We start from the raw sequence: 25791 nt of genomic DNA on the forward strand, positions 1-25791 counted from the left end.
CAGACCTTCCCGGTCGGCCTCCGCCTCTGTAAAGAAGGAAGGAGCCCAAAGAAAGGTCCCACCGTGCACATGCAGGAACAGCCGGAGAAAGGCACTGCTCCACAGCGCGTGCCGAACGCACCGGAACAGTCAGCCGCAACGGTGCAGCCTGCCCTCGGGACCATGTCCCCGGCGGCGCTCGTGAGCTTGCAACGCACTGTCGGAAACGCAGCGGTGGCCCAGATGCTCGAGGAGCGGCGGCGCGACACCGGCACGGACGGCGGGCACGAGCAGGCGGTGCAGCGGTCCACGGTGCACGACATGCTGCGCTCGGCCGGGCAGCCGCTGGACGAGCCGCTGCGTACCGAGATGGAGGGGCGGCTGGGCACGGACTTCTCCGACGTACGCCTGCACACCGGCGCCGTCGCACAGCGTGCCGCCGCCGAGGTGGGCGCCCGTGCGTTCACCTCCGGCAACCATGTGGTCATCGGCGACGGCGGGACCGACAAGCACACCCTGGCGCATGAGTTGATCCACGTCATCCAGCAACGGCAGGGACCGGTGGCGGGAACGGACGACGGAACCGGGTTGAAGATCTCGGACCCGTCGGACCGCTTCGAGCGCGAGGCGGAGGCCGGTGCGACCGAGGCTCTGCGCGGGGGAACCGCGCGCACGGCGGAAGCATCTGCCCCCGCACAGAACGGAGCCAAGGACACGACACCGCTCGCACCGGTCCAGCGGGTGAGCCACTCGGCCTCCCAGGCGCATCTCGATCTGCCCTTTCACAATGCCGAGTTGCAGGACCAGGGGCCGCACCGGATGGGCGTGCACGGCCGTTTCCTCACCCCCACACCCGAACTGACGGATGAGCAGCAGCAGGACGGGCGCCCGCGCCGGAAGATCACCTCGGAGCAGGCGGAGCAGTACAAGCGGATACAACAGGAGGTCATCGCGAAGGAGGAAGAAAACGGCGCCGACCACTACCCCTTCTTCCACGCTCAGGACCCCCGGATTCGGGTGGCCCAGGACATCTACAAGCGGGTCTACTCCCACCATCACGGCGAGGAAGTGCCGGAGGATTTCCACTTCCTGAGGTATCCGGGACCGGAGGACGCCGACTATTCTCAGTACGGGAACATAGCGGAGTTCTTCGAGACGGACATGAAGCAGCACGGGCTGATCGATGACAACATCGTCCCCACCAAGTCCAGCATCATCTCCGCCAACCTGTCCCTCCACGGCGGCCTGAACCATCCCGGTGAAGAGACCTTCCATTACTTCCAGATCGGCAAGGGCCAGACGGAAATCAACGTGGCGTCGTTCATTGAGGATTTCTTAACGAAATTCGGCCTGGACGCCAGTGGCGTGGCCGAGATCTACAAAGAGGCCGAAGCGCTCAACGACACCGCAGAGGGCAGCCTGTTCCAGATCTTCGTCCCCAAGCACCTGGCCGACGACGTCGCCTACCTCGCCCATCCGCACGGTCTGCCACATGACGACGAGCTTCTCGACGATCTCCACACGCTGGGCCCCATCCACTACAACAAGCCCACGTCCCCCTCGCTGGAGGAGCCCGACAGCACGAGGTCCATGCTTCCCCTCAATCATGAGCGGGAGAAGATGAACGACGAGATCACCAGAAATCTCGACGCGGTCCGCGACGTATGGAATCGCGATGTCGAGGAGCCGTCACCGATCCCGGACGGGAGCATCATTCCGCCCGGCCCCGGCATCACCTCGAAACAGGTGGAATCCGCAGGCCCGGAACTTGATGCCCGTACGGAGCAGCGGCGCCAGTGGCACCTGAAGCAGCAGGCCACAGAGCTTCACGACAGGACCCTTGAACGCTTCCGTCAGGGCGAATACGCGCCGACCAGTCACCTCGACGACTACGTGAACCAACCGGAAAATCTGAGCCACCCGGACCTGGCACGGCAGCGGAAACTCGTCGAGCGGAACCCCGAACACTTCCAGGGGCAAGGAAAGAAGAGCCGCCACGAAATGATGCGGGTAGCGAACCGGCAAAACTTCATGCAGGCCCGCGTTCTCCTCTCGGACAAGTACATGCTGAACCCCCGAAGCGGGATCAAGATCGTCCGCCACACCACCATGGACGAGGAAAGCGCTGCAAAATACGAGACTCTCCTCGACGGATACGTCGAGAAGCTCGTCGCCAACCAGGCAGCGAACCGGAAGTCCCCCGGCGATGCAGAGGCGTAGGGCGGGACACGCCGAGCCGGCGCGCGCCCGCTACCCGTTCACGAGCCACTGAGCCGCTGCGCTTCTCGACCACCACACGTCCGCACCTGAGGGCAGGGGGCCTCGGCTAGGACCTCGGCTTTTCACCACAGTGCATGAGGCCCTGGCCCTGGCCGTGCACCGGCTGAAGGTGTGCTCGGTGATCACGTCACTGGTGGCGAGGCTGCCCCGACGCGGTACAGGCAACCCTGTGCGCACGCCGCGGTCGTGGCGCTGTTGGAGGAGAACGCGCCGGATCGGGGCGTGCCGACCCGGGGGCGCACAAGTCTCAAGTCGCGCCCCCGGCCTAGGTGATCGGGACCGGCCCGCATCCTGCGGTTTCCCGTACATCGACCACATTCATAGGATATCTGCTTTACTCAGGCTTCTGTCTGCATTGTGCAAAGCCATGGGCATTGACGGGATGAAGAGAGCGTCAGAGGTGCATGGTCCTTCCTGCCCGGCCAAAGGCGGGGCAGCCCACATCACCGCAATGCAGAAAGGCATGATTCTCAATGATTGACGGGTTCAAGCGCGCCATCGCTCTCGGCGCCGCCAGCGTGGCCCTCCTCGGAGGTGCGGCCTTCTCCTCGGTGGGGGTCGCCTCGGCCACGCCGTCGCACCACGGCGACCATTCCCCCACGAAGCACGTCGACAGGGGCCGGTGCCACATGGTTCATGGGCACTGGGTCCGTGTCTGGCACCCGGCCTGGCGGGACCGGCACGGCCACCGCCACCCGGGCCACTGGACCCGGACCTGGCACCGGGGCCACCTGGTGTGTAACAGACACTGATCCCGCAGATCCCAGCAGTTGCCGGGCCCCGAGCCGACCGCCGGCTCGGGGCCCCTCTGCGTGGCGTGGCCTGCCGCGCAGCGGTCACATCCGCTCCTCCGCCCGGACGGTCACCAAGCGCCAGGGCGAACGGCTCCCCGAAAGACTCCTCGCCGCCCGCCGGGACGACTTGCCCAGGCTGTACCTCCTCGGCGCCGCTGTCGCCGTCGGCCCGCGCGCCACCCGCTTCGTGCCGGGGACGGTCGGCTGATGTCCGCCGAACAGTTTCGTCCACCCGGTGCTGTTGGGCAGGTGGCTTCCGCATTGCTCATCGGCCGTTCCTGGCAGCGGTGACGCGGCGGCGATAGTAGGCGTACGCGAGGATGAGGACCAGCGGGCCCCAGAGGTTCATCAGGCCGCTGACCGTCATGGCCAGGACGTTCCAGCCGGGGGCGTACGGCCAGGCTTCCGGGCCGAAGGCGAGCGCGTTGTACAGCCAGACGCCGAGGAGCGCGGTAAGGACAAGGCCTCCGGCCGTGGCGGGGACGAGCGCGGCGGCGGGCGGGATGCGGTTGCCGCGGAGCCGAGGTACCCAGGCTGGCACCCGCTCACCCCAGCCGCGTACCAGGCCGAAGCTGAGGAGCGCGGCGATCTCGGAGAGGACGCTGAGCGCGACGACGTACGCGATGTGGCCGACGGTGGGTGACAGCGGCTCGCCGCCCATGCCGTGACTGATGACCGGCAGGCGCCAGAGGCACACGGGGAGGGCGACGAGCGGGATGGCGTGGGCCACGCGGTTGGCCCAGGCTGGGACGGGGAGCTCGGTCTCGGTTGTGTTCATGGAGGCAGCCTGGCCGCACCGTCCGAAGGCGGGCATCAAGCCGGCAGGCGATCCCGCTCCGCCACGCGGGTGAGGGCGACATCGCCCTCTCGTACTGGTTCCGTTGTCAGAACCCCAGCGATACCGAATCACCATGCCGGCGCAAACGAAGCAATCACACCTGCATCGGCTGTGCCGCCGTCCCCGAGGCGCACCAATGGTTTCGTTGACGGCAAGGGCTGGCAGATGTCGAGGAAGGGCTAGGAACTCTCGGGTTCAACTGTCGGTGGCAGGGTGACTTCCGGAGTCGTGAACACCGACTCGCCGCTGTGGAGGTGACTCCCGCTCTCCGGGCCGCATGCGCAGGGCATGCCGCGTTCGCCGGCGATGGCGCAGCCAAGACGAGCGCATCGTCTTTGATCTTTGAGTCATACGCGGTGGTGCTCTGCGTGTTCTCGTGCCAGTGCGGTCCGCGGTGCGCGACCATACGGACGCCGACCCAGGCTCGATCATCGGCGTCGTGCATGAGGGACGTTTCTCGCTGGCCGCCGGCCCGCATGGGTTGCCGTGGGTCGGGCCAGGCGTTTCCAGCCGGCGGGCGCCATGGCGCGTTGCGAGCGCGGGTCGCAGTGCTCGACACCAGCAGGCAACCGACGGCACGTGCAAGCAGCCAGCAGAAACACCGAGACAGGAAGAAGGACGGACGTGTCCGGCAGCGAAAGCGAGAACCCAGTAATCCCGTCCCCGGCCCCCACGTCGACTCGGCCCCGGTCGAACCGGGACTGGTGGCCGAACCAGCTGGACCTTCAGATTCTCCACCAGCACTCATCCCGGTCCAATCCGATGGACGAAGGCTTCACCTACGCGGAAGAGTTCGCGACCCTCGATCTCGACGCGCTGAAGCAGGACGTCTTCGAGGTGATGACGGCATCTCAGGAATGGTGGCCTGCCGACTACGGTCACTACGGGCCGCTCTTCATCCGGATGAGCTGGCATGCCGCGGGAACGTACCGCATCGCCGATGGCCGGGGCGGTGGCGGCGCCGGTGCTCAGCGCTTCGCCCCCCTCAACAGTTGGCCGGACAACGCAAGCCTCGACAAAGCACGCCGGTTGCTCTGGCCGGTCAAGCAGAAGTACGGCCGGAAGATCTCCTGGGCCGATCTTCTGGTCTTCGCCGGCAACTGTGCCATGGAGTCGATGGGGTTCAAGACCTTCGGGTTCGGCTTCGGGCGAGAGGACATCTGGGAACCCGAGGAAATCTTCTGGGGGCCGGAGGACACCTGGCTCGGGGATGAGCGCTACAGCGGCGACAGGGATCTCGCCGCTCCTTTCGGTGCCGTGCAGATGGGACTGATCTACGTCAATCCGGAGGGGCCCAATGGCAACCCGGATCCGATGGCTGCGGCCAGGGACGTCCGCGAGACCTTCGGGCGGATGGCGATGAATGATGAGGAGACGGCTGCGCTCATCGTCGGCGGCCACACGTTCGGGAAGTGCCATGGCGCGGTCGATCCCTCGTACATCGGCCCGGAACCCGAGGCGGGTCCCCTCGAACAGCAGGGCCTCGGCTGGCGGAACACCCATGGCAGCGGCAAGGGCGCCGACGCGCTCACCAGTGGTCTCGAAGGCGCATGGACTTCGAAGCCGACGACGTGGGACAACGGGTACCTGGACAACCTGTTCCGGTACGACTGGGAGCTGACGACGAGTCCGGCCGGCGCGCACCAGTGGACTCCCACGGACCCCTCGGCCAAGGACACTGTGCCCGATGCTCACGATCCGTCGAAGAGGCACGCTCCCATGATGCTGACGACGGACCTCGCGCTGAAGCTGGATCCGGTCTACGCGCCGATCACCAAGAGCTTCCACGAGAACCCGGACAAGCTCGCGGTGGCGTTCGCCAAGGCGTGGTACAAGCTGCTGCACCGTGACATGGGTCCCCTCTCGCGCTACCTCGGCCCGTGGATCGCCGAGCCGCAGCTGTGGCAGGACCCCGTCCCTGAGGTCGATCACGAGCTGGTTGCGGACGAGGACATCGCTGCCCTCAAGGACAGGATCCTCGGCTCGGGGCTGTCCGTCTCCCAGCTGGTCACCACCGCTTGGGCGTCGGCGGCAAGCTTCCGTGGCACCGACAAGCGTGGCGGGGCCAACGGGGCACGGATTCGCCTCGCGCCGCAGAGCGACTGGGAGGTCAATGACCTGCCCGAGGTGGCCGAGGTGTTGCAGACCCTCGAGCAGATCCGGCAGGACTTCAACGGTTCACAGACCGGCGGAAGGAAGGTGTCCCTCGCCGACCTGATCGTCCTGGGCGGATGTGCGGCCGTCGAGCGGGCTGCGAAGAACGCCGGGCACGACATCACCGTCCCGTTCGCACCGGGGCGTACGGACGCGTCGCAGGAGCAGACCGACGTGGAGTCGTTCGCCGTGCTCGAACCCAGGGCGGATGGCTTCCGCAACTACCTTCGGGCCGGAGAGAAGCTGTCACCGGAGACGCTCCTGCTGGACCGCGCCAGCCTGTTGACGCTGACCGCTCCCGAGATGACGGTTCTGCTCGGCGGGATGCGCGCCCTGAACACCGGCTTCGCGGGGTCCATGCATGGCGTCTTCACGCACCGGCCGGAGACATTGACCAATGACTTCTTCGCCAACCTGCTCGACATGGGCACGGAGTGGAAGGCGTCGGCCTCAGCTGAGAACGTATTCGAAGGCCGAGATCGTGCCACGGGCGAGGCCAAGTGGACCGCCACCGCCGTCGACCTCATCTTCGGTTCGCACTCCCAGCTCCGAGCCGTCTCGGAGGTCTACGCGTCCGCCGACGCGGAAGAGAAGTTCGTGCGTGACTTCGTGGCAGCGTGGGACAAGGTGATGAACCTCGATCGGTTCGATCTGGCCTGAGCCGGATGCCCGGGTCGGTCACTCATCGGCCGACCCGGGACATCCGCGGGATCAGGTCAGCATGACGTGTTCGCTCTCGGCGACGAGCTGTTCGAGCGCGCTGCCCGCCAAGGGATCGGCGAGGGGCAAGGGCGCCCGCCGGGTCGTCGGCGCGGGACCACGGATATCCGGGTCAGAGGCCCGCGGCTTCCTTGCGGCGCAGCTCCGACCATGCCCGGGCGCCGAGTTCGGGGCGCAGCAGCACGTCTGCGGCGGTGCGGGCCAGAGCCTCGGCTGAGGCCAGCATCGCCTTCCTGCCGTCGGGACCGCCGGCCGCTTCGGCGAACCGGGGGGTGTGGTCGGACTCGTCCGGGCCCAGGATGGCGACGAAGGGGTGGATCGCGGGGGCCCTGGCGCTCACGTTGCCGATGTCGGAGGAGCCGAGGTAGATGCCCGGGGTAGGTTCCCCCACCGTCATGCCGGCCTGCGAGAGGTGTTCGGCGAAGGTCGCGGACAGCACGTCGCTGTTGCGGAAGTGTTCGTAGCGCGTGGACGCCTGCGTGAGCTCCACCCTGGTGCCCGTGGCCAGGGCGATGCCCTCGGCGGCGCGGGCGAGTTCCGCGATCAGCTCGTCCAGGAGGGTTCCGGTGATCCCGCGGAGCCCGAAGCGGCCCTCCGCGTAATCCGGCACGATGTTCGTGGCCCGGCCGCCCTCGGTGATGATCCCCTGGATATGGGAACCCTCGGGCAGCCGACGCTGCACTACGGCCACGGTGTTGAACAGCTGGATGAGCGCGGCGAGGGCGTCCAGGCCCTCGGTGGGGTTGCCGGTCGGGTGGGCCGCCCGGCCGTGGAAGCCGACGCGGTACTGCACCTGGGCGGTCAGCGGGGCGGAGGACCAGCTGTACACCCCGGGATGGAACATCAGCGCGGCGTCGACGCCGTCGAAGACCCCGGCTTCCACCTCGATCGCCTTGCCGCCGCCGCCCTCTTCGGCGGGGGTACCGACCACGAGCAGGGTGCCGTCGATCTCCGGCATGGCGTTGTGAAGGGCCAGAGCGGCGCCGAGGCCGGCGCCCGCGATCAGGTTGTGGCCGCACGCGTGGCCGAGGTCCGGCAGCGCGTCGTACTCCAGCAGGAGCGCGACACAGGGCCCGTCGCCGTTCCCGGCACGAGCCGTGAACGCCGTCTCCATGCCGGCCACGCCCCGCTCGACGATGAAGCCCTCGCTTTCGAGTTCCTTGCTGAGCAGGGCGGCGGACCGGTGCTCCTCGAAGGCCAACTCCGGATGCCGGTGCAGTTCCTGCGCGATGTCCCACAGCCGTGGTGCCAGTTCTGCCGTCGCGTGCCTGATCCGGTCGTGCACGGTCTCGGTGGTGGACAAGGGTTCCTCCTGGAGGACTCGGTGTTGAGGGTGCGGGCGATCGGTCGGTGGGGTCAGGCGAGTGCCCCGGCGCGCCGGCGGATCCATGGCGTCGCGGCGGCGATGACGATGCCGAGGAGGATGGCTACGGCACCGGTGGCACCGAAGTACACGAGGTCGGACACCTCGCCGTAGTACCCGACGAGCTGGGCGCCGAGGCCCGCCCCCATGGCGGGAGCGCAGAACCAGACGGCCAGGGTCTGCCCGTGGAAGGCCCGCGGCGCGAGACGTGAGGTGACCGCCATGCCGATCGGTGCGAGCAGCAGCTCGGCCACGGTCTGCGCGAGGTACACCAGGATCAGCCAGGGCGCTGCCACGCGGTCGCCCTGCGTCAGGGTCACGGCCACCGGTATCAACAGGAAGGAGGCTCCGACGCAGAGCAGCGAAGCGCCGAACTTCAGTGAGGTGGCGGGCTGCCGGGACCCCATCCTGGTCCACACGGACGCGAGCAGCGGGGCGATCAGCAGCCCGGCGCCGGGGTTGACCGCGACGAACCACGAGGACGGGAAGTGCCATCCGAACAGGCTGGAGTCCGTGCGTTCGGCCGCGAACAGGGTCAGCACCGAGGAGAACTGGTTGAAGATGACGTAGAAGACCGCGGCTGCCAGGAACAGCGGGACATACGCAGCCAGGGCGCTCTTCTCCCGACGCTCCGTCCTGGGGCTGGCGAACATGACCACGAAGTAGATGACGGGCACGGCAACCGAGACGCCCGAGATGAGGTCGATGCCCACTCGCAGCGTCAGCGTGCCGGTCAGACCGAGCGCGCAGCCGACGGCGACCAGCGCGAGGACGACGGCCCCGGCCCGCCGGGCGGTCTGTGCGCCCTGGCCCGGCGGGAGCGGCGCGTCGGGCACGTCGGCCCGGTGCGGCAGATGGCGCCGGCCGAGCACGTACTGGACGAGACCGAGCGTCATGCCGAGGGCGGCGCAGGAGAAGCCCCAGTGGTACCCCCAGCCCTGCCCGAGCCAGCCCCCGATGATCTGGCCGAGCAGCGCCCCGATGTTGATACCCATGTAGTAGAGCGAGAAGCCGGCGTCGCGGCGGACGTCGTCGCGGTGGTACAGCTTGCCGACCACGTTCGCGGCGTTGGGCTTCAGGAAGCCCGTGCCCAGGATGATCAGCACGAGTCCGGCCCAGGTCGACCAGTCGGTGGGGACGGCCATGGCGTAGTGGCCGCAGGCGATCGCCACCCCACCGATGAGCACGGATCTGCGGCCGCCGATGAGGCGGTCCGCGAACCATCCGCCGACGACCGACAGCAGGTAGACGAGGGTGCCGTACGCGGAGACGAGGGAGGCGGCCTCGCCCTGCTCCATGCCCAGTCCGCCGTGGGCGGCCGTGTCGGACAGATAGAGCACCAGCAGCGCCTGCAACGCGTACCAGCTGAAGCGTTCCCACATCTCGACGCTGAAGAGCGTCACCAGACCCCGGGGGTGGCCGAAGAACCAGCGGTCGCCTTCGGCCGGCGGGCTGTCCGACGGAGAGCCGAGATACTCGTCGCTGGTCAGGGCCATGGGGGCCGTCCTTCGGTGTCGGGCCGATGCTGGATCGGCGCGGGGTTCCCTCCCGACTCCGGACGGCCGGGAAGCGCCTGCGGCAGGAAGCGCCGTCGCGCCCGGCTGCTCCGCCGCCCGCCGCCCGCCGCCCGTTGCCCGCTGCCAGACAGGGGCGAAGGGTGTGGGAAGTTCGGCTACTGGGCTCAGCGCCCTTTCCGCCGTTTCAGTCTTCGCAGCACGCCCATGGCTGTCCACGACCTGTTTCCTCTACCTGCCATGCCTGACGGGCATGGGCCAGCCCGGGGGAGACCCGGGTGCGCGCGGCGGGAGTCTCAGCCGGGGAGGTCAGGCGGGCAGCGCGTCGGGGAACGTGCGGACGCAGAAGTCGCGCACCTCGGCCACGCACTGCCCGATGAGTTCCGCGGCGTAGTGGGTGGCGCTCCAGAGGGCGAACAGCGGCAGGTCGACGCGTTCGCCCGGTGCGGGGCCGGTGATCACCATCGGGTGCAGGCCGAACTGCGGTTCGTCGGTGACGATCGCCACGCCCTGCCCGCGTGCCGCCAGTGCCTGGGCGGCACGCGGCAGGTCCATCTCCTGCACGGACTGCCGACCGAGCGGGCCGGACATCCTCGACAGATGGTCGTCGAACACCCTGCGCGCGGAGTAGGCGAGGGTGGGAACGATGAGGGGCTCCCGCACGAGCTCCGTCAGCGGCACGGTGGGGCGGCCCGCCCAGGGGTGCTCGGCGGGCACCTGCGCGAACACCGGGAAGCGCACGACGAGGCCGACCTCCAGGTCGGTCGCACCCGGATGTGAGGAGAAACCGAGGTCGGCCTGGCCGCTGGACACGGTGTCGGTGATGGCAGCGGTCGGGACCTCCATCAGGTTGAGTACGGCGTGCCGCGAGACGGCGGCCAGCGGCGCGAGGACGTCGTTGATGGTGGTCACCGTGCAGGCGACCGTCAGGCGCGGCTCGCGCCCCTCGGCGAGGGCGCGCATCATCGCCACCGCCTGGTCGTGCCGGGTCGCCAGATCGCGGGCGACGGGCAGCAGGCGGGCTCCGGCCGGGCTGATGTGCAGCCGCCCGCGATGCCGTACAAAGAGTTCGCAGCCCAGCGACGTCTCGAGCTGACGAATCTGCCGGGACAGCGAGGGCTGGGCGACGTGCAGGGCTCGCGACGCCGCCGAGATGGACCCGGTGTCGACCACCGTGAGGAAGTAGCGGATCGTGCGGATCTCCATCCCGTCTGTCTACCAGCTCACCTCACCAGGGCCTGCGCTTACTCGACTGCTGAGACCCAGCACTTGCGTGAGGACCTGGAGGACCTGGAAGGTTCGGCAGCGACTCCTACTCGCGCACCGACTTCCGCTGCGACAGCGACGGCGAGCCGATGTGCCTCGAAGTGAACGCGCTCCAGAACGTGCTGGCGGACGCCGCTGCCCTGCGGGAACGGTTCCATCACGGCCACCCGACCTACAGGGGTAGCCGAACCGGAGCCATTGACGGGGCAAGTCCGGACGGCGCCTCCACCGGATTCGGTGAGCCACGGCGGCCTGCTCTGGTGGTTGCCACGGTGCGCCGCCTCGGGGCCAGTGCCGCGTGCAGCGCCGGTGTGAGCACGCGGCGCATCTCGGACGGGGCGAGAGCGGCGGGGGTGGGGAGGGGGTTGAGGTAGCGGGTGTAGATGAGGCCGCCGAGGATCGTCACCACAGCCGTGGCGCGGGCGGTCGCGTCCCGGCCGCCGAGAAATTCAACAAGCCGGGTCAGCAGCTCGCGTTCCAGGTATTCGCGGATCACCTCGGCGGCCTCCTCGCCCCGGGTGGTCAGCCGCCGGAAGTCCGTGTCCTCCCACAGGTCCGTCACCGCGTCGATCAGGCGGTCGGGGAGAGTGGCCGGGTCTCCGCTCAGCACGGCGTCCACCGTCAGCGCGTTGGCACACTGGAACTGCATCACGTCCGCGAACAGGCCCTTCTTCGAGCCGAAGTGGTACGCGATCAGCGCCGGGTCGACCCCGGCGGCCCCGGCCACCCCACGCAGGGTGGTGCGCCGATACCCGTGCTCCAGGAACAGCGCACGGGCCGCGGAGACGATCGACTCGCGGGTCGGCGGGTTGCCGCGGGGACGGCCTCGGGGCCGGACGGGTGCCGGAGCAGCGTTATTCATCAGGGGTGAGCCTGCGTTTCGTGACCGGCACAGTCAAGGGCATTCCGGGAACCACACGAAGGGATGCCCCGACACCATGCGTATCGCCATCTTCGGCCCCAACGGACCGACCGGCCGCCGACTCACCGACCAGGCCCTCGCCGCCGGCCACGAGGTCGTCGCCGTGACCCGCCGCTCCGGCTCCCTCCCCGCACGGCCCGGCCTCACCGTCGCCGTCGCCGACGCCACCGACCCGGCAGCCGTCGACGCCGCGATCGGCGGCACGGACGCCGTCCTGTCCGCGCTGGGTGCCCGCTTCAGCAAGGAGACCATCACCACCTACTCGGCGAGCGCCACGGCCATCACCGGTGCCATGGCCCGCCACGGCATCAAGCGACTGCTCGCCGTCAGCTCCAGCATCGCCGACCCGAACTGGCGCCCCACCGGCGCCCACTTCTTCAATCATGTACTCGACCCGTTGGTGAACCGACGCCTCGGCCGTACCCTCCACGAGGACATGCGCCGTATGGAGGACGTGATCCATCAGACGGACCTCGACTGGACCCTGGTCCGGCCCTCGGGCCTCTTCGAACACCCCGTCGTCACGGCCTACCACACCGCCGAGCACAGCGCCGACGGTGTCTTCACCGCCCGTGCCGACCTCGCCGCCGGCATGCTGCACGAGATGGCGGAGCGGCGATATGTCCGTACGGCCATGGGCATCATCACCACGGCCGTGCAGCCGAACATCGCCAAGCTGATCTGGAACGAGGGCGTGAAGAAGAAGTGAGCCGGGCGCGCGCCGAACCCGCGGCCGACGCACGGGCCTTCCGAAAGTGGTACTCCGTCTACGACGACACCACAGTCACCACCGTCGCCCAGGCCACCAACCACCACATGGCCCCTGGCCGAAGCCTGGCGCTCCGGCTCCGACACGAGGTGACCGGTTTCTACGGGCTGGGCTCGCAGGCGGCGCACTGCTGGCCTCATTGCTTTCCGCTCACTGGCACCCCGCTCGCGCACCCTGCCCATCAACATGATCGGCCGGACAAGTCCTAGGTCCGCTCCGGCCGGGAGGGGTGAGAAATTCGAGAAAGCGTCAATCATGACGAGCATTTTTCACGCGAACGAGGCTCACATGATGGGTCGATTCACCCGATCGTACGCCGGTACTCTCGAACCGCTTCGGGGGAACCGTCGGCACTGGAGGACCGCGTGGGCGCACTGCTGGATCAAAAGTACGAAAAGCTTTTCTCGTTGCTGGATGTCAATGGCGACGGTGTGATCGCAGAAGAGGACTTCGAGCTGATGGCCGCCCGAGTGCTGACCGCCTCCAGCGAGGAGCGCACGGCGAAGGGCGAGAAGTATGCCGACGCGATGATGAACTACTGGCGCGCTCTGCGTGAGACCGCCGATGCCGACGGTGATGGCCGGATCGACAGGGACGAATTCCGTCAGGCCCTGCGCCAGGTGAGCGTCAATTTCGACACCCTGGTCGGCCCGCTCTACCAGGCCGGCTTCCACCTCGCTGACCGGGATGACGACGGCCTGGTCGGCAAGGAGGACTTCGTCACCGTCCTCGCCGCCATTGGTGTCCCCGCGACCGAGGCCGGGGCGACCTTCGATGGCCTGACGGAGCAGGACGGGCAGCTGACGAAGGACCAGCTCATGACCTCCGCCGCGCAGTACTACCGCAATGAGGAACCGGCCGGAACCTCAAGCCATCTGCTCTTCGGCGCACTCTGAGGTAAGCCCACCTTGGACGCGATCGCGGCGGTGGGAACGGGCTCTTGCGCTACGGCCCACACCACCGCCGCCCCGGCGGACCGATTGCAGGTACCGCTACTGACCGACGTGCTCTATGACGGGCGTTTCGACGATTTACACAGACCCTGGACAGAAGTATTCCGCCGGGATATTTTCCGCTACCGCGACGGATTGTCATCCGCAGAGCGTTCCGAACTCGCCTATGAGCGTTTACGGGTCGTCAACGAAGAAATCGATTCTGTCGCGGGCATGGTCACAGCGACTGACCAACTGGTATCGCTGCACGAGTGGTTGGGCGTGGTCGACGGCTCGCTGACCACCCTGGCGACCATTCACTACAACCTGTTCCTGGGCAGCCTCCTCCGCCTCGACCCCCGACGCACGATTGACCTCCTGCCGTTCACCCGGCTGCGGCAATACGGCACGGCCCTGATCACCGAACTCGGCTACGGAAACAACGCCGCCGAATTGGAGACCACGGCGACCTACCGGACGGATACCGACACCTTCGTCCTGCACACCCCCTCGCCCGGCGCCCAGAAGTTCATGCCCAACACCGGGCCCGCCGGCGGGCCCAAGAGCGGTCTGGTCGCGGCCAGGCTGATCGTCCGTGACCAGGACTGCGGAGTGTTCCTGTTCCTGGTTCCGCTGCGCGACGGACAGGGGCCGCTGCCCGGTATCCGGGTGCGCCCCCTCTCGGAGATTCCCGGGTCGGCCGTCGATCACGCCATCACCTCGTTCGACCAGGTGGGACTGCCGCGGACGGCGCTGCTGGCCGGCGACCACGCGGACCTGACCACCGAAGGCGCCTTCCACAGCACGCTCGGCAGCCGTCGCCGCCGGTTCCTGCGGTCCATCCAGCGCGTCGCCACAGGCAAACTCTGCCTGAGCGCGGCGGCGTTGGCCGGAGCCCGGGCCTGCCTCACCATCTCCGTGCGGTATGCCCATCGCCGGCACACCTTCGCCCCGGCGAGCAGGACCGCCGTACCGGTCTTCGACTACCGCTGCCACCAGACCAGACTGCTCGGGGTCACGGCCCGCGCCTACGCGGCGACGTTCCTGCTGCGCGAGACCACCCGCTGCTGTGCGGGTCCGGACAACACCGAGACAGCCGAGGCGGAGGTTCTTGTCGCAGCGGCGAAGGGCTGGATCACGTGGCAGTCCAGGGACATCGTGGTCGAGTGCCGGGAACGCTGCGGTGCCCAGGGGCTGCTGTCGGCCAACCGCATCGTCGACCTGCTCACGCCGATCGAGAGCACCATCACCGCCGAAGGGGACAACCTGGTCATCTGGACGAAGGCCGGTGCCGACATGTTGATCGGGCGCGGCTACAGCCCGCCCCCGCCGCCTGTCGCGCGCACCGGCCCGTTGACCGACTGTGCTCTCCTGCTCGACCTGCTCGTGCGCCATGAGCTGTACTGCCACCAGTACGCCCGCAGCCGGCTCAGCCGCCCCAGCGTCGGCCCGATGGAACGCTGGAACCATGCGGTGAACCCGGCGTTGGACCTCGTCGACGCGTACGCCGCCCGGCGGGCCGCCCAGGCCTTTCTGGCCGCCGCCGACCGCGTCGGCGATGACGCCACGCGGCGCCTGCTCGAGCAGCTCTTCCAGTTGTTCGCACTGCAACGCCTGGCACCCCATGCGGGGTTGCTGCTGGCGGACGGGCACCTGACCGCCGAAGCGGTCCGGGACCTGGCCCCCGCCGTCGACCGCGTCAGCGCCGCACTGGCCCCCGACGCACTCGCCCTCGTGGAGGCCTTCGCCATTCCGGACACAATCCTCCAGGCTCCCATCGCCACTGACGGCTACGAAGCCGCCTACGACGACCCGCAGGGGCCGTGGCAGCAGCCGCCTCCGCCCGGCTGAGCCGGCCGTATGGGCTCGCCGTTCACCGTCCGCTGTCCACCGTTCCGAGGAGTACCACCGGCCATGAACGATGCGTTCACCCGGGAGCCGTCGTGGGATCCGCGGCTCTTCCCACCGGCCGCGCGTGCCCCGCGGGCCGTGCAGACGGCACGGATGCTCCTGGAACCCCAGGGCTACGCGCGATCCCTGCGCCGGCGGTTCGGCCCGGTCTTCTCGCTCCGCACCTTCCCCTACCGCGGTGCCCTGGTGTGCGCGGCCGATGCCGCGTCCAACCGGGCCGTGCTGACCGACCACGCCCGGTTCACCGGCGGTGACGCCGCTGCCCTGCTGGCGCCCGCCGTCGGCGGCGGTTCGCTGATCTGCACGCCACCACCCGTGCATCTGGGCCATCGCAAACTCCTGCTGCCCCCGTTCCACGGGGCCCGGATCAACTGTTGGACGGAGCGGGTGCGGGAGCTTGTACACACCGAGCTTCCCGCTCTGCTGTCCGGCGATGGCGTGCCCCTGCGGCCCTGGGCGCAGCGGCTGACGCTCGACGTCATTCTGAGGGTGGTCTTCGGCCTGACGGACCCCGCCCGGGTCGAGATCTTCCGGCATGCGCTGAGCTCGTTCGCCGCCATGGGAAACCTGGCCGTCCTGTTCCTGCCCAAGCCGTTGCAGCGCGATTTCGGACCGCTCTCCCCGGGCGGCCGTTTCCACCGGCTCCGCGAGACCGTACGGGACCTGGCCCGCGAGGAGATCGCCGCACGCCGGGCCGCGCCCGACCGTGTCCACCGCGACGACGTGCTGTCCATGCTGCTCGACGCACGCGACGAGCACGGGGCCGGGCTGGACGACGCGCAGCTCCTGGACGAGCTTGCCGGCCTCGTGCTGGCCGGTTACGAGACCACGGCGACCACGATCGCCTGGACGCTGCATCTGCTCGCCCACCATCCCGCCGCCCGCGACGACCTGATCGCCGACCTCGACGAGGGCTCGGACCGCCTGCTCAAGGCGACCATCAAGGAGTCCGGCCGACTGCGCCCCGCCGTCTACAACGCCATGCGCACCGCCGCGCACGACACGGAGCTCGGCGGTCGGCCGGTGCCGCGGCACGCGTTCGTCGCGGCACTGTTCTCGCTCACTCACCTCGACCCCGAGCTGTGGCCGGAGCCGGACGCCTTCCGGCCCGAGCGTCACCTGGGCACGGACCCGGTGCCCTACTCGCTGACGCCCTTCGGCGGCGGCGTGCGGCGCTGTATCGGGGTGTCGCTGGCCCAGTTGGAAACCGAGACCGTTCTGAGGGAGATCCTCGCGGCGGCCGTCCCCGGGCCCGCCGGCCCTCTGGAACCCGCTCGGCTCGTGTCAGTGACCCTCGTTCCCGCCCAGGGCGGACGGGTCCGGCTCCGTGCACATCGGTAGCTCCCTACGAGGACACCCGCACGCCTTTTTCGACACCCTCGTTGTCGCCCTGGTGAATGCTTCGGCCTCCGAGCTGTGCTTTGTGCTCCTTCCGTCGCGCTGGGCCATCGTCGGTATGGCCGCCTCCTACGGACTGGCCGTCACCATCGGCAGCGCAGTTGCCTGGCGCCGCCTGCGCAGGCAACCGGGCGGCGATCTGGACGGCACGCGCATGCTGCGCACCTACGCGCGGCTGACCAACGCCGCCGCCCTGGCCGCGCTGGTGGTTGGAGGCGCGGCCTGGGCGCTGCTCGACGGGTTGGGCAGCAATGCCCTGGGGTCACTCGTGGCCCTGCTTGCCGGCGCAGCCATGCTGCTCGGCGTGTTCGTCGGCCTCGCCGGATCCACGAGTTCAGCGTCATGTTGGCCGTGATCCTTGGACGCCTTGGACGCCTTGGACGCCTTGGACGCCTTGGACGCTGAAAGGCGTCGGCGCCTGCGTCCAGCTGTGCCCGGTCAGTGGGGCGACGCCCGCAGCGGGTCCCGGTCCTGGACCGTTCCGGGGCAAGCGCCGCTGCGGTGGTCATCCGTGCATGCGTCCCGACCGCCTGGGGGGTAAAAGGCGTACAGCTCCCGCCGCAATCGCCGCTACCTGCGCAGACGTCAGATCAAGCACAGCATCCCGAGCCGAGGGACCAGGGTCAGACCGCCGACGCAGGGGCAACCCGAGGAGGCCGACCCGCGGACTTCGCCACGGAGATGTACAAGTGCTGGAAGGCGGTCGAGCGCACGATCAACCGGCTCAAGCGCTCCCGGGCCGTGGCGACGCGTTGCGACAAGCTGCGCCTCCGTCTTCCACGGCACTGTCACCGTCACCTCGATACGCCCCTGGCTCAGGCCTTGGTCAGCCCGCTTCCAGCACATCGGCCCGCTTCATCAGGTCGGCTGCGACGTCGTCCCAGTCCGGGCCGTGCATCCACAGGTTCTCGGCGGCCTCTCGCATCAGTGCCGGCTCGTCCGGCCGCTGCAAGAGCACCAGGCGATAGGCCAGGTTCCGGATCCAGACCGGCAAGCGGCCGTCAACCATGTGCGGGCAGAGTCCGCGCAGCATGGCGAGGATCGAATCCGTGTCGGCGAAGGTCAACTCCTCGACGAAGAAGTGCTCCCGGTGTTCGAGCCCGCACGGAGGCGTGGGCCGGTACTCGTCTCCGTAGAGACACCGGGCGTGCTCCGTCAGGGTGCTGTGCATGGCCTGGAGCCTATGACGCCCTGATCCGCCGGATCGAACCTTGGGAAGTTCACGGCCTTGGAAGGAACTCGGTCAGACGCCGGCACGTCGTGATCACTGTGACGAAGAACGAGACGAGCCCGGCTCCCCATCCCGTCGACGTCGACATCGAAGACATCGAGGAACTCGTCGCGTCCTGGGAGGAACTCGCCTTCAAGTACGACTACGGCCAGAACAGTGCCTACGACCGGCGTGTCCTTGACTGCGCGGCACGGCTCGCCGCCGACCCGGGCGGCTCGCTGGCTTACGTATGGGTATTCGGCATGGTGGTGGCCGGGCGATATCTCAACTGGCTGCCGGGCGATGGCGTGAAGGAGGCCGCGCTCCGGGCGCTCCGGACGGCGGAGGCGGCCCTGTCGGCACAGGGCTGCGCGCATGCCTCCCATCCGTACGAGATCCATGACGAGGAGGAGGACGAGGAGTTGGCGGGCTGGCTGGTGCCGCTCCTCGACGAGTCGGAGGAATGGTACGAGGACTGGTCACGCGACCAGTGGTGCTGCCCGTGCAACGCCGCCGGATTCGCGCGGATCGCCCTGGACGCCCTCGACCCTGGCTCCGTCGCCAACGTCCCACCGCGCCTTCCGCAAGAGGCCCACGACACCCTCGACTCGCTGTCTGCCTTCCTTGAGGGCTATCCGCAGTGCGGCACCGACGTCGAGGTGGAGATCGAGGAGCAGGGCTGCGCCCTGAGGGCCGCCGAGGACCCGGACGACCGGTCCGGGCGGATCATGGTCGTCCGGGCAGTCGCCTGGTACGCCGCTTCCGGCGTGGTACGCAGGAAATCGGTCCTCGACGGGCTGATCAGCGCGCTGGAGAAGGCGCTGTCCCATTACGACTCCGGTACCTGCCCACACAGCGACGACGAGCACCCCGTCCTGCCTGACACCGCGCCCGCGGCCGCCGCGATCGGCATCGAACTCAGCTATCCCGGTGGTCGGGCCCTTTACGAACGCCGCCGGGCGGAGAACGACAAGTGCAGCGCCTCACTGGAGCTGCTGCTGTGCCCCGGGTTCATCGTCGAGATCGGGCAGGAGTCTCTGACACTGCTACGCGAACGCCGAGACCGCTTCTTCGGGCCCTGCTCATAGGGGACCGGCTTTCGGGGTCCGCTTACCGCGTTCGCCGCCGTTGAAGGCCTGTTGCCGCGCGCTTACCTGGCGCGCCTGACCGAGAATCTGCTCACGCCGACCGTACCGAGAGAAACGCCCGCATCGGCGACACCTGCTCCGGGGCGTACAACAAACCTGCCGCAGCCCTCCCGAGAACGAGTCCCAAGGTTCAACGAACCTCGATCACCCCACGTCACACCCCACCCCGCCCACCTACAGAGAACGCCGTGTCGGCGCTGACTTCGACGACCAGGGCGGGCTCCTCCAGGTCGGCTGTGAGCGTCTGCCACACAGAGCTGTCTCCTCCCGAGAGACGTCGGCGACCAGCGTGGCCACTCCGTCGAACTCCGCGGAAGGGTTCACTGGTTCCAGGCGCGGTGAACTGGAGACCGGGCGGTCGCCGTGGTGACGACGTCAAGCGGTGATGGCGAGCACGACCATGCCGCCGCACCGTTGAGGTACGAGGCGCGGCGGCATGGTCGAGGATCACCCTCGTCATGCCGGGTGCGGCTCGACGGTGGTGAGGAACTTACGGACATGCCGTAGCCATGTCGCGAGGTCGGGTTCGCTCAGAATGTGTCCGGCGCCGGGCAGTTCGACGAGCGTGGCTCCTGGGATGCCGTCGGCCAGGCTGCGGTGGCTGTCGGGGAGCACCAGGCGGTCGCCGGTCGCTGCGACGACCAAGGTCGGGACAGAGACCTGCGGCAGGTCGTCACGGACGTCCACCCTGGACACCAGATTGAAGTGGTCCGGCGTGCCGGGCGGCATCGTCTTCCGGGTCGCTGTGACCAGAGCATCGAGACTCGCGCCTGAAGTTTCGCTGAGCTGAGCGTTCGTCATGCACGACAGGCAGGCGATCCGTGCCGCCGCGTTCCATTCACCCGCCTTCGCCAGTATCTGGATGAGCTCGGCGGCCAGCGCGACGACTGGATCGGCCACCGCGAATCCCGTGGTGAGCACAAGCGCTGTTACCCGGTCCGGGTGCCGAGTCGCCGCTCGTACGGCGACCGTGGTGCCCAGCGACTCGCCGAGGACAGCGAACCTCTCGTGCCCCTGCGAGACAGCAATTGCCACCAGACGGTCCGCGAGATCATCGAGGTCCAGCGGCTCCGAGGCCACCGGCGTACGACCGGCCCCGGGGTAGTGCGGGCCTAGCAGTGTGTGGTCCCGCGCGAGGTCGTCCAGGACCAGGCCGAAGTTGCCCTGGACCCCACCCCCCGCGCCGTGGGCGAGTAGCAAGGCTGGGCCCGTGCCCTGCACGAGAACATCGAGGCCGGACTGGAGAATCACCTGGTCAGTGGTCATGCCCAGGACGTTAAACTCCGACATCGGTGTCAGAGTCAAGTCGCCGATCCGAGAGGCGAACCGCATGCGGATGAAAGACATGGTCCGCAGGACCGGCGTGCACGAACGGCTCCTGCGCTACTACGAAAAGCAGGGCCTGCTCGCCCCCGAGCGGCTCCCCAGCGGATACCGGGAGTACAGCGAGGCGGACGTCGAAACCGTACGGCGCATTCGCTGCCTGCTGACGGCCGGACTGTCCACCACCACGATCGCCCAAGTGCTGCCATGCATCCGAGCGGACGGCGAACGCCTCGCACCTGCCTGCCCGTCTCTTGTCGGACAGTTGCAAGGCGAACGGCAGCGCATCAGCACCGAGATCGAAGCGCTCCGGGCCTCTCGCGCCATGCTGGACACGGTCCTCGCCGCAGCCCCGCGCTTCGCAGACACGGGCAACTTCCCCGAGCCGCTGGACGACGCTCGATCGTGACTCAGGCGCGGATCACAGAAGGATCCGCAGGGGTTGTTCACGGATTGGGGCGAGCGGCACCCCGATTCACGGTCGGATGCTCTTCACGAGTTCGGCAGGGCGTATCGAGCAGGATGAGACCGCGATGGACTCGACGATCTGTCGGTGCATTGGCACGCCGTCCCCGGCTCACGGATCTGTAGAGACGAACCGCCGATGCCCCCCAGCAAGGCCCATCACTCAGCACCGCTGGCCCGTGCCGACCCAGCCCTGAAACACGCGTACGGCCCGGATACCGTCCTGCCATGACAGACGAAGAACCTCAAGACCCTGCCTTTCACGTCGCCGCATGCTCCATCACCCAGCGTCTGGTGGAGCAGGTCGTCGGCCTGGCGGAACTACCGTTGGGCGACTGGGCGGTCTCTGAGGCGGCGATGCGGCGTCTGGGCTGGTGGGAAGCCGGCGACGACTTGCCGTGGGAAGACACGTTCGTCACCGCGGAGGGGCACCTAGCCCATCTCGGGGACGCCCTAGCCCTGTCATTCGCCCACTTCTACTGGGTCGACGACGACGCCTGGGGCGAGGATTTGTGGGGCACGTTGCCTGGCTGGTCCAGCCACGCGAACGCCGGACGTGAGGTGTTCGACGCGCACATCGACGCGGCTGTCGCCGCGTTCACCCAACGGCTCGGTCCACCGGAGCACGACGTCACGGCCGGAGGCGGCACCCTGGCCATGGGAGATGGCGACTGGCGCCACGCAGCTTGGCGTTGCGGGGACAACCTGCTCGTCATCGGCCCACGCCATGAAGGACTCTCCTACTTCCAGTTCGAGGAGGCTGTCGTCTACATAGGTCCGATCGAGGCGGCCGCTCCGCTGCCTGCCCTCCGCGACTTCGTCTCCTGACCACCATCCGGTGGCCCGCCCCGGACTGCCGTGCTGCACAGCCGGACCGCCGTCCTGCCGGCAGCCCGCCGTTCCGACGCTGCTGCTAGAAGTGAACAAGGCCAGGTCAGGCCCCTTCAGCCCCCTCCACTGTCTCGCGGAGCTCCGGCGCGTCGATCTCGCTGACCCGCGTGGGCCGGGCCCGTTGGGCACGACGATGTCCTCCCCGCCGTACGCCGCCACCGCCGCCGTCATGAGGGTCTCAACGCCGCCGTCGGCCAGCAGGTTCACCTCCGACCCCGATGGCCCCTGGCCGACTTGCGGCGGGCTCAGGCCGCCGCGGCTGTCTGCGCGTCCAGTGCCGCGAGCAGCCAGTCGTGTGCGGAGCCGGGGGTCGGCTCGGTCCGGTCGCCCGGCGAGGTGATCACCTCGGCTACCAGCTCCCAGTACTGGTCGATGCGCGGGTCGGCCGCCAGCTGCCCGGCCAGCAGGCGGCGGAATTCCGGGTTGTCCCGGGTGCCGTACGCGCTCACGTACGCGGACACGAAGCTGTCCAGCGCCTCGCCCGGGTACGGTCCCCGGTCCCGGCGCAGTTGCGCGCCCGCCAGGTCGTATGCCTCGGCCAGGCCCGCGTACAGCACGGCCGACCCGCGGGCACCCGCGGTCCTGTGCGCCTCGGGCTGGGGCTGCTCGGCGCCCGTGCACGGCTGGAGCACGAAAGCGTTCAGCCGGGCGAAGGCGAGGACTTGGGCCGGGGTCGGGTCGTCGGGCGGCTGCGGGACCGCGGCCTCCAGGAATGCGGCCGTCGACCGGGCCGGCATCCTCGGCGGCAGCCAGCCGCGCCAGAACCGGGCCAGTGGGGCCGTGCTCGGCGGGGCGGTCACAGCGCCGATCAGGTGCAGCCGGCCGGCCCGTTCCCCGGGCGGGCACTCCTGCACCAGGCGCAGCGCAGCTTCCCGCCAGCGCAGGGCCTTGAGCTGGGAGCCGAGTTGGCGGAGATGCCCGGCGACGGCATCCTCCAGTACGGTGCCCGCCTCGTCCTCCTCGTCGAGGATGCGGTGCACCTCGGGGAGCGGCAGGTCGAGGGTGCGCAGGGAGCGGATCAGGCGCAGCCGGTCGAGCGCCTCGGGGGCGTATCGGCGGTGCCCGCCGGCGCTGCGGGATGCCTCCGGCAGCAGGCCGCGGTCGGAGTAGAAGCGGACGGTCTTGACGGTTACGCCCGCGTGCTCTGCGAGTTCACCGATGCTGCACAGACCGTCGTGTGACGTGAACACTTGAACCTCCCTCAGGGGGAGTTCCTACCGTACCGGCGAGCGCGGCCCCCGGTGATCCGGCCGGTCCGCGGACGACGGCGTAGTGAGGAGAGGACCATGACCGTATTCATCCTGGTGCCGGGCGTGTTCACCGGCGCACATGTGTGGGAGGACACGGCCGCGCGGCTGGCTGCGGCGGGCGCCGAGGTGCACGCGGTGGCCCTCAGTGGACTCGGTGGGCCCCGCGGTGCCGCGGGAGTCGGCATCGACCTGGAGACGCACATCGCGGACGTGTTCGCGGTGATCGACTCGGTCGGCGCGGCGGCCGGCCGAGAGAGCCGGGAGATCGTGTTGGTCGGGCACGACTACGGCATCCACCCGGTGCTGGGCGCCGCCGACCGCCGGGCGGAGCGCATCGCCCGGATCGTCTACCTGGACGCGGGGATGCCGCAGGACGGCGCCCCGGCCCTGGCCGCGGTGCCCGACCAGTCCCTGCGCGAGCAGTTGGCCGAGTGTGCCGGGGCGGGCGGGCCGGTCGGAGCGGAGGGGGCCGACGGGGAGCTGCCGCCCCCGGCCCGCGACGAGTGGCCGCGCTGGGGCAGCACCGCAGGCATCCCCGACGCGGCGCTGGACCGGCTCACCGCCCTCGCCGCGCCGCAGCCGCTGGACACCCTGCTCCAGCCGCTGCGGCTGACCGGCGCGGCGGCCACAGTGCCCGCCACCGGGGTGCTGTGCACGGGCAACGGCGCGAGCATCGAAATGGTCCAGATGCGGGTGGGCTTCGGTGACCCCGCCCTACAGGCCCTGACCGACCCACGGGTGACGTTCTTCGAACTGCCCACCGGGCACTGGCCGATGCTGTCCTGCCCCGCCGAGTTGGCGGAGGTCCTGCTGCGGGCCGCAGCAGGCGAGGGGCACCGGCTGGAGCCGGCCGACGCCGCGGAGCCACCCGCGCACCTGCGACCGTTCCTGCTGGACGTGCCCGAACTCCCCCGTGAGCGGACCGGGAACGTCGACCTGTACCTGCCCGACGCCGAGGGCCCACGGCCGGCGGTGGTATTCGTGCACGGCGGCCCGGTGCCCACCGAGGCCCGGCCGACCCCGCGGGACTGGCCGACCCTGAGGGGCTACGCCCGGTACGCAGCCGGGCAGGGCGTGGTGGGCGTGACCCTCGACCACCGCCTGCACGACGTGGCCGATTACGAGCGCGCCGCCGCGGACGTGGCCGCCGCGGTGGAGAGGGTGCGGGCAGATCCGCGAGTGGACGCGGACCGAGTCGCGCTGTGGTTCTTCTCGGGCGGCGGTCTGATCACGGCGGACTGGCTGGGGGCGCCCCCGGCGTGGCTGCGCTGCCTGGCGGCCACGTATCCGATCCTGGCGCCGATGCCGAACTGGGGGCTGGCCGGCAGCCGGTTCCACCCGGCGGACGCGGTGGCGGGCGCGGGCGCCCTGCCCATCGTGCTCACCCGGGCGGGACTTGAGCTGCCCGAGATCGCCGTTACCGTCGAGGAGTTCTTGGCCGCGGCCAAGAACTGCGGGGCGGACGTCGAGGTGGTCGACGTGCCGAACGGCCACCACGGCTTCGAGACCCTCGACCCGACCGACGAGTCGCGCGAGGCCGTGCACCGCGCGATGCGCTCGGTGCTGACGCATCTGACGCACCTGACGGCCTGAGCCGGGCCGCCCCCGACCGTTCCGGCCGGACCCGTGGCCAGGGCCTGGTTCTGTTTGAGCCGGCAACGGCTGCTCCAGTTCCCTGGCCAGAGGCATCGCGATGGAGTCGGCCAGTCCGGGACCACTGGTGTAGCCGCCGAGGACATTGTTCAGCGCCGGGATGCGGTACAGGTTGCGGCACAGGCTGTCCGGCTCGATCAGGACCGAATTCATGCCGACGCCGGCCGCCGTACGGGAGGCAGAGCAGCCGGCCGGGCCACCACCGATGACCATCAGGTCGGTGTTCGAGAGTCGCGGCGAACCAGTGCGGGACGGTGTCTCGGCCATGGCGCTATTCCAGCACCGTGGTCCGTACACACGCAGCGAGTTGCCCCATCACGTGGTTGGCGGTGACGAGTTGGCCCGTGCCGATCAGGCGGCGGGCCACGACGAGCCCGGCGTCGTGGACGTCCGGGCCTGCGTCGCTCGCGGAGGCGTCGGTGACGATCCAGGGCGCGTAACCGTGCTCGAAGGCGTCGGCGGCGGACTTCAGTACGCAGCTTTCGGTGGCAATTCCGCAGAAGACCAGGTCGGTCCAGCCGGCCTGGCGGATGAGCGCAGCCGCATCGGGGGTGAAGAGCGTGTACCCGGTCTTGTCGATGACCGCGTGCGCGTGGACAGCGGCTTCGGCGAGGTCCGGAACGATGTCTGTCTCGGGGGCTGCTGGAGACGTTCCCATCGGAAGAACCGCTCGTAGGGGCTGTCCGGGTAGTTGAAGTAGCGCGTGAAGATCACCGGTCGGTCGGCGGCGGACCATCGGGCCACCAGGTCGCGCACGGCGGGCACGGCATCACGGCTGTGGTGGTTCACGAAGCCGTTCTGCATGTCGATCACGATCAGCGCCGCGTTGTCGAGGTCCATTCGTTGCCTCTCCTGCCCGTGTCCTCAGCCGACGCTCTCACGCAGAGCATCCTGAGCGGCGCGCAGCCTCTCGGCCAGTCCGCTCAGGTCGGGCAAGCGGGGCAACGAGTCGCTGTCCGGATGCATCTGGGCGTGACTCCGTATCGCGGAAGCCGCGGCAGGCGTCAGCCT

19 protein-coding genes and 3 pseudogenes are annotated in these 25791 nt (G+C 69.2%); 12 read left to right on the forward strand and 10 right to left on the reverse strand.

Going from position 1 to position 25791, the window contains the following annotated elements; translation table 11 throughout:
• The first annotated feature begins 69 nt into the window (after window positions 1-69).
• Window positions 70-2199, forward strand: coding sequence for a DUF4157 domain-containing protein (locus M8I34_RS08935; protein ID WP_250048769.1), 2130 nt, complete (start codon window positions 70-72; stop codon window positions 2197-2199).
• Window positions 2200-3318: 1119 nt separating this feature from the next.
• On the opposite strand, the gene M8I34_RS08940 is transcribed toward M8I34_RS08935, so the two are convergent.
• Window positions 3319-3831, reverse strand: a complete 513-nt coding sequence (locus M8I34_RS08940; protein ID WP_250048703.1) for a hypothetical protein — start codon at window positions 3829-3831, stop codon at window positions 3319-3321.
• 684 nt (window positions 3832-4515) lie between these two features.
• Between M8I34_RS08940 and katG the strand changes: the two genes are divergently transcribed.
• Window positions 4516-6705 (forward strand): catalase/peroxidase HPI, encoded by a 2190-nt coding sequence (katG, locus tag M8I34_RS08945; RefSeq protein WP_374210877.1) that lies wholly within the window; start codon window positions 4516-4518, stop codon window positions 6703-6705.
• Window positions 6706-6877: 172 nt separating this feature from the next.
• Here katG and M8I34_RS08950 read toward each other — a convergent pair whose 3' ends face one another.
• The 4 genes from M8I34_RS08950 to M8I34_RS08965 form a co-directional block, all read right to left on the reverse strand.
• Window positions 6878-8068, reverse strand: coding sequence for an amidohydrolase (locus M8I34_RS08950; protein WP_250048704.1), 1191 nt, complete (start codon window positions 8066-8068; stop codon window positions 6878-6880).
• A 53-nt stretch (window positions 8069-8121) separates the two neighbouring features.
• Window positions 8122-9624, reverse strand: a complete 1503-nt coding sequence (locus M8I34_RS08955; RefSeq protein WP_250048705.1) for a peptide MFS transporter — start codon at window positions 9622-9624, stop codon at window positions 8122-8124.
• Between the two features lie 327 nt (window positions 9625-9951).
• Window positions 9952-10848: a LysR family transcriptional regulator gene (locus M8I34_RS08960; RefSeq protein ID WP_250048706.1), complete on the reverse strand. Its 897-nt coding sequence runs from the start codon at window positions 10846-10848 to the stop codon at window positions 9952-9954.
• 232 nt (window positions 10849-11080) lie between these two features.
• The gene (locus tag M8I34_RS08965) at window positions 11081-11770 is read right to left on the reverse strand and encodes a TetR/AcrR family transcriptional regulator (protein WP_250048707.1); all 690 of its coding nucleotides are present in this window, start codon (window positions 11768-11770) and stop codon (window positions 11081-11083) included.
• Window positions 11771-11846: 76 nt separating this feature from the next.
• Here M8I34_RS08965 and M8I34_RS08970 point away from each other — a divergent pair, with 76 nt between their 5' ends.
• The 6 genes and pseudogenes from M8I34_RS08970 to M8I34_RS08995 form a co-directional block, all read left to right on the forward strand.
• Entirely contained in the window at window positions 11847-12539 is a 693-nt protein-coding gene (locus M8I34_RS08970; protein ID WP_250048708.1) for an NAD(P)-dependent oxidoreductase, read from the forward strand.
• Window positions 12540-12964: 425 nt separating this feature from the next.
• On the forward strand, window positions 12965-13495 hold the full coding sequence (locus M8I34_RS08975) for an EF-hand domain-containing protein (protein WP_244416981.1): 531 nt from the start codon (window positions 12965-12967) through the stop codon (window positions 13493-13495).
• Window positions 13496-13765: 270 nt separating this feature from the next.
• Entirely contained in the window at window positions 13766-15382 is a 1617-nt protein-coding gene (locus M8I34_RS08980; protein ID WP_250048709.1) for an acyl-CoA dehydrogenase, read from the forward strand.
• Between the two features lie 63 nt (window positions 15383-15445).
• Window positions 15446-16783 (forward strand): cytochrome P450, encoded by a 1338-nt coding sequence (locus M8I34_RS08985; RefSeq protein WP_250048710.1) that lies wholly within the window; start codon window positions 15446-15448, stop codon window positions 16781-16783.
• Window positions 16770-17195 carry a lipid II flippase MurJ gene (locus M8I34_RS08990; protein WP_250048711.1) on the forward strand — a complete coding sequence of 142 codons (426 nt, stop codon included), beginning with the start codon at window positions 16770-16772 and terminating at the stop codon, window positions 17193-17195. The genes M8I34_RS08985 and M8I34_RS08990 overlap by 14 nt, the downstream gene beginning before the upstream one ends.
• Window positions 17196-17273: 78 nt before the next feature.
• A pseudogene (locus tag M8I34_RS08995) lies at window positions 17274-17663 on the forward strand (IS5/IS1182 family transposase); the annotation flags it as partial.
• A gap of 3 nt (window positions 17664-17666) precedes the next feature.
• Here the strand turns inward: M8I34_RS08995 and M8I34_RS09000 are convergent.
• On the reverse strand, window positions 17667-18011 hold the full coding sequence (locus M8I34_RS09000; RefSeq protein WP_250048712.1) for a hypothetical protein: 345 nt from the start codon (window positions 18009-18011) through the stop codon (window positions 17667-17669).
• 98 nt (window positions 18012-18109) lie between these two features.
• Between M8I34_RS09000 and M8I34_RS09005 the strand changes: the two genes are divergently transcribed.
• Window positions 18110-19138, forward strand: a complete 1029-nt coding sequence (locus tag M8I34_RS09005; RefSeq protein WP_250048713.1) for a hypothetical protein — start codon at window positions 18110-18112, stop codon at window positions 19136-19138.
• 516 nt (window positions 19139-19654) lie between these two features.
• Here M8I34_RS09005 and M8I34_RS09010 read toward each other — a convergent pair.
• Entirely contained in the window at window positions 19655-20464 is an 810-nt protein-coding gene (locus M8I34_RS09010) for an alpha/beta fold hydrolase (RefSeq protein WP_250048714.1), read from the reverse strand.
• A 64-nt stretch (window positions 20465-20528) separates the two neighbouring features.
• On the opposite strand from M8I34_RS09010, the gene M8I34_RS09015 reads away from it, so the two are divergent.
• Both M8I34_RS09015 and M8I34_RS09020 read left to right on the forward strand, forming a co-directional pair.
• Window positions 20529-20930: a MerR family transcriptional regulator gene (locus M8I34_RS09015; RefSeq protein WP_250048715.1), complete on the forward strand. Its 402-nt coding sequence runs from the start codon at window positions 20529-20531 to the stop codon at window positions 20928-20930.
• 284 nt (window positions 20931-21214) lie between these two features.
• The gene (locus M8I34_RS09020) at window positions 21215-21814 is read left to right on the forward strand and encodes a hypothetical protein (protein WP_250048716.1); all 600 of its coding nucleotides are present in this window, start codon (window positions 21215-21217) and stop codon (window positions 21812-21814) included.
• Between the two features lie 308 nt (window positions 21815-22122).
• Here M8I34_RS09020 and M8I34_RS09025 read toward each other — a convergent pair whose 3' ends face one another.
• On the reverse strand, window positions 22123-23067 hold the full coding sequence (locus tag M8I34_RS09025; RefSeq protein WP_250048717.1) for a MerR family transcriptional regulator: 945 nt from the start codon (window positions 23065-23067) through the stop codon (window positions 22123-22125).
• A gap of 96 nt (window positions 23068-23163) precedes the next feature.
• Between M8I34_RS09025 and M8I34_RS09030 the strand changes: the two genes are divergently transcribed.
• Window positions 23164-24720: an alpha/beta hydrolase gene (locus tag M8I34_RS09030; protein ID WP_250048718.1), complete on the forward strand. Its 1557-nt coding sequence runs from the start codon at window positions 23164-23166 to the stop codon at window positions 24718-24720.
• A gap of 87 nt (window positions 24721-24807) precedes the next feature.
• On the opposite strand, the pseudogene M8I34_RS09035 reads toward M8I34_RS09030, so the two are convergent.
• Window positions 24808-25047, reverse strand: a pseudogene (locus tag M8I34_RS09035) (FAD-dependent oxidoreductase); the annotation flags it as partial.
• Window positions 25048-25051: 4 nt separating this feature from the next.
• Window positions 25052-25620: pseudogene (locus M8I34_RS09040) on the reverse strand (isochorismatase family cysteine hydrolase).
• Window positions 25621-25791: the final 171 nt, after the last annotated feature.

Source organism: Streptomyces sp. MCA2 (assembly GCF_023544705.1).
Classification (GTDB): Bacteria; Actinomycetota; Actinomycetes; order Streptomycetales; family Streptomycetaceae; genus Streptomyces; species Streptomyces decoyicus.

What these genes read in the sequence shown, in the direction of transcription:
- M8I34_RS08960 (WP_250048706.1), bottom strand. Translation starts at nt 10,848, where the DNA reads ATGGAGATCCGCACGATCCGCTACTTCCTCACGGTGGTCGACACCGGG.
- M8I34_RS08940 (WP_250048703.1), bottom strand. Translation starts at nt 3,831, where the DNA reads ATGAACACAACCGAGACCGAGCTCCCCGTCCCAGCCTGGGCCAACCGC.
- M8I34_RS09015 (WP_250048715.1), top strand. Translation starts at nt 20,529, where the DNA reads ATGCGGATGAAAGACATGGTCCGCAGGACCGGCGTGCACGAACGGCTC.
- M8I34_RS09010 (WP_250048714.1), bottom strand. Translation starts at nt 20,464, where the DNA reads ATGACCACTGACCAGGTGATTCTCCAGTCCGGCCTCGATGTTCTCGTG.
- M8I34_RS08980 (WP_250048709.1), top strand. Translation starts at nt 13,766, where the DNA reads ATGGTCACAGCGACTGACCAACTGGTATCGCTGCACGAGTGGTTGGGC.
- M8I34_RS09000 (WP_250048712.1), bottom strand. Translation starts at nt 18,011, where the DNA reads ATGCACAGCACCCTGACGGAGCACGCCCGGTGTCTCTACGGAGACGAG.
- M8I34_RS08935 (WP_250048769.1), top strand. Translation starts at nt 70, where the DNA reads ATGCAGGAACAGCCGGAGAAAGGCACTGCTCCACAGCGCGTGCCGAAC.
- M8I34_RS08970 (WP_250048708.1), top strand. Translation starts at nt 11,847, where the DNA reads ATGCGTATCGCCATCTTCGGCCCCAACGGACCGACCGGCCGCCGACTC.
- M8I34_RS08955 (WP_250048705.1), bottom strand. Translation starts at nt 9,624, where the DNA reads ATGGCCCTGACCAGCGACGAGTATCTCGGCTCTCCGTCGGACAGCCCG.
- M8I34_RS09030 (WP_250048718.1), top strand. Translation starts at nt 23,164, where the DNA reads ATGACCGTATTCATCCTGGTGCCGGGCGTGTTCACCGGCGCACATGTG.
- M8I34_RS08985 (WP_250048710.1), top strand. Translation starts at nt 15,446, where the DNA reads ATGAACGATGCGTTCACCCGGGAGCCGTCGTGGGATCCGCGGCTCTTC.
- M8I34_RS09020 (WP_250048716.1), top strand. Translation starts at nt 21,215, where the DNA reads ATGACAGACGAAGAACCTCAAGACCCTGCCTTTCACGTCGCCGCATGC.
- M8I34_RS08965 (WP_250048707.1), bottom strand. Translation starts at nt 11,770, where the DNA reads ATGAATAACGCTGCTCCGGCACCCGTCCGGCCCCGAGGCCGTCCCCGC.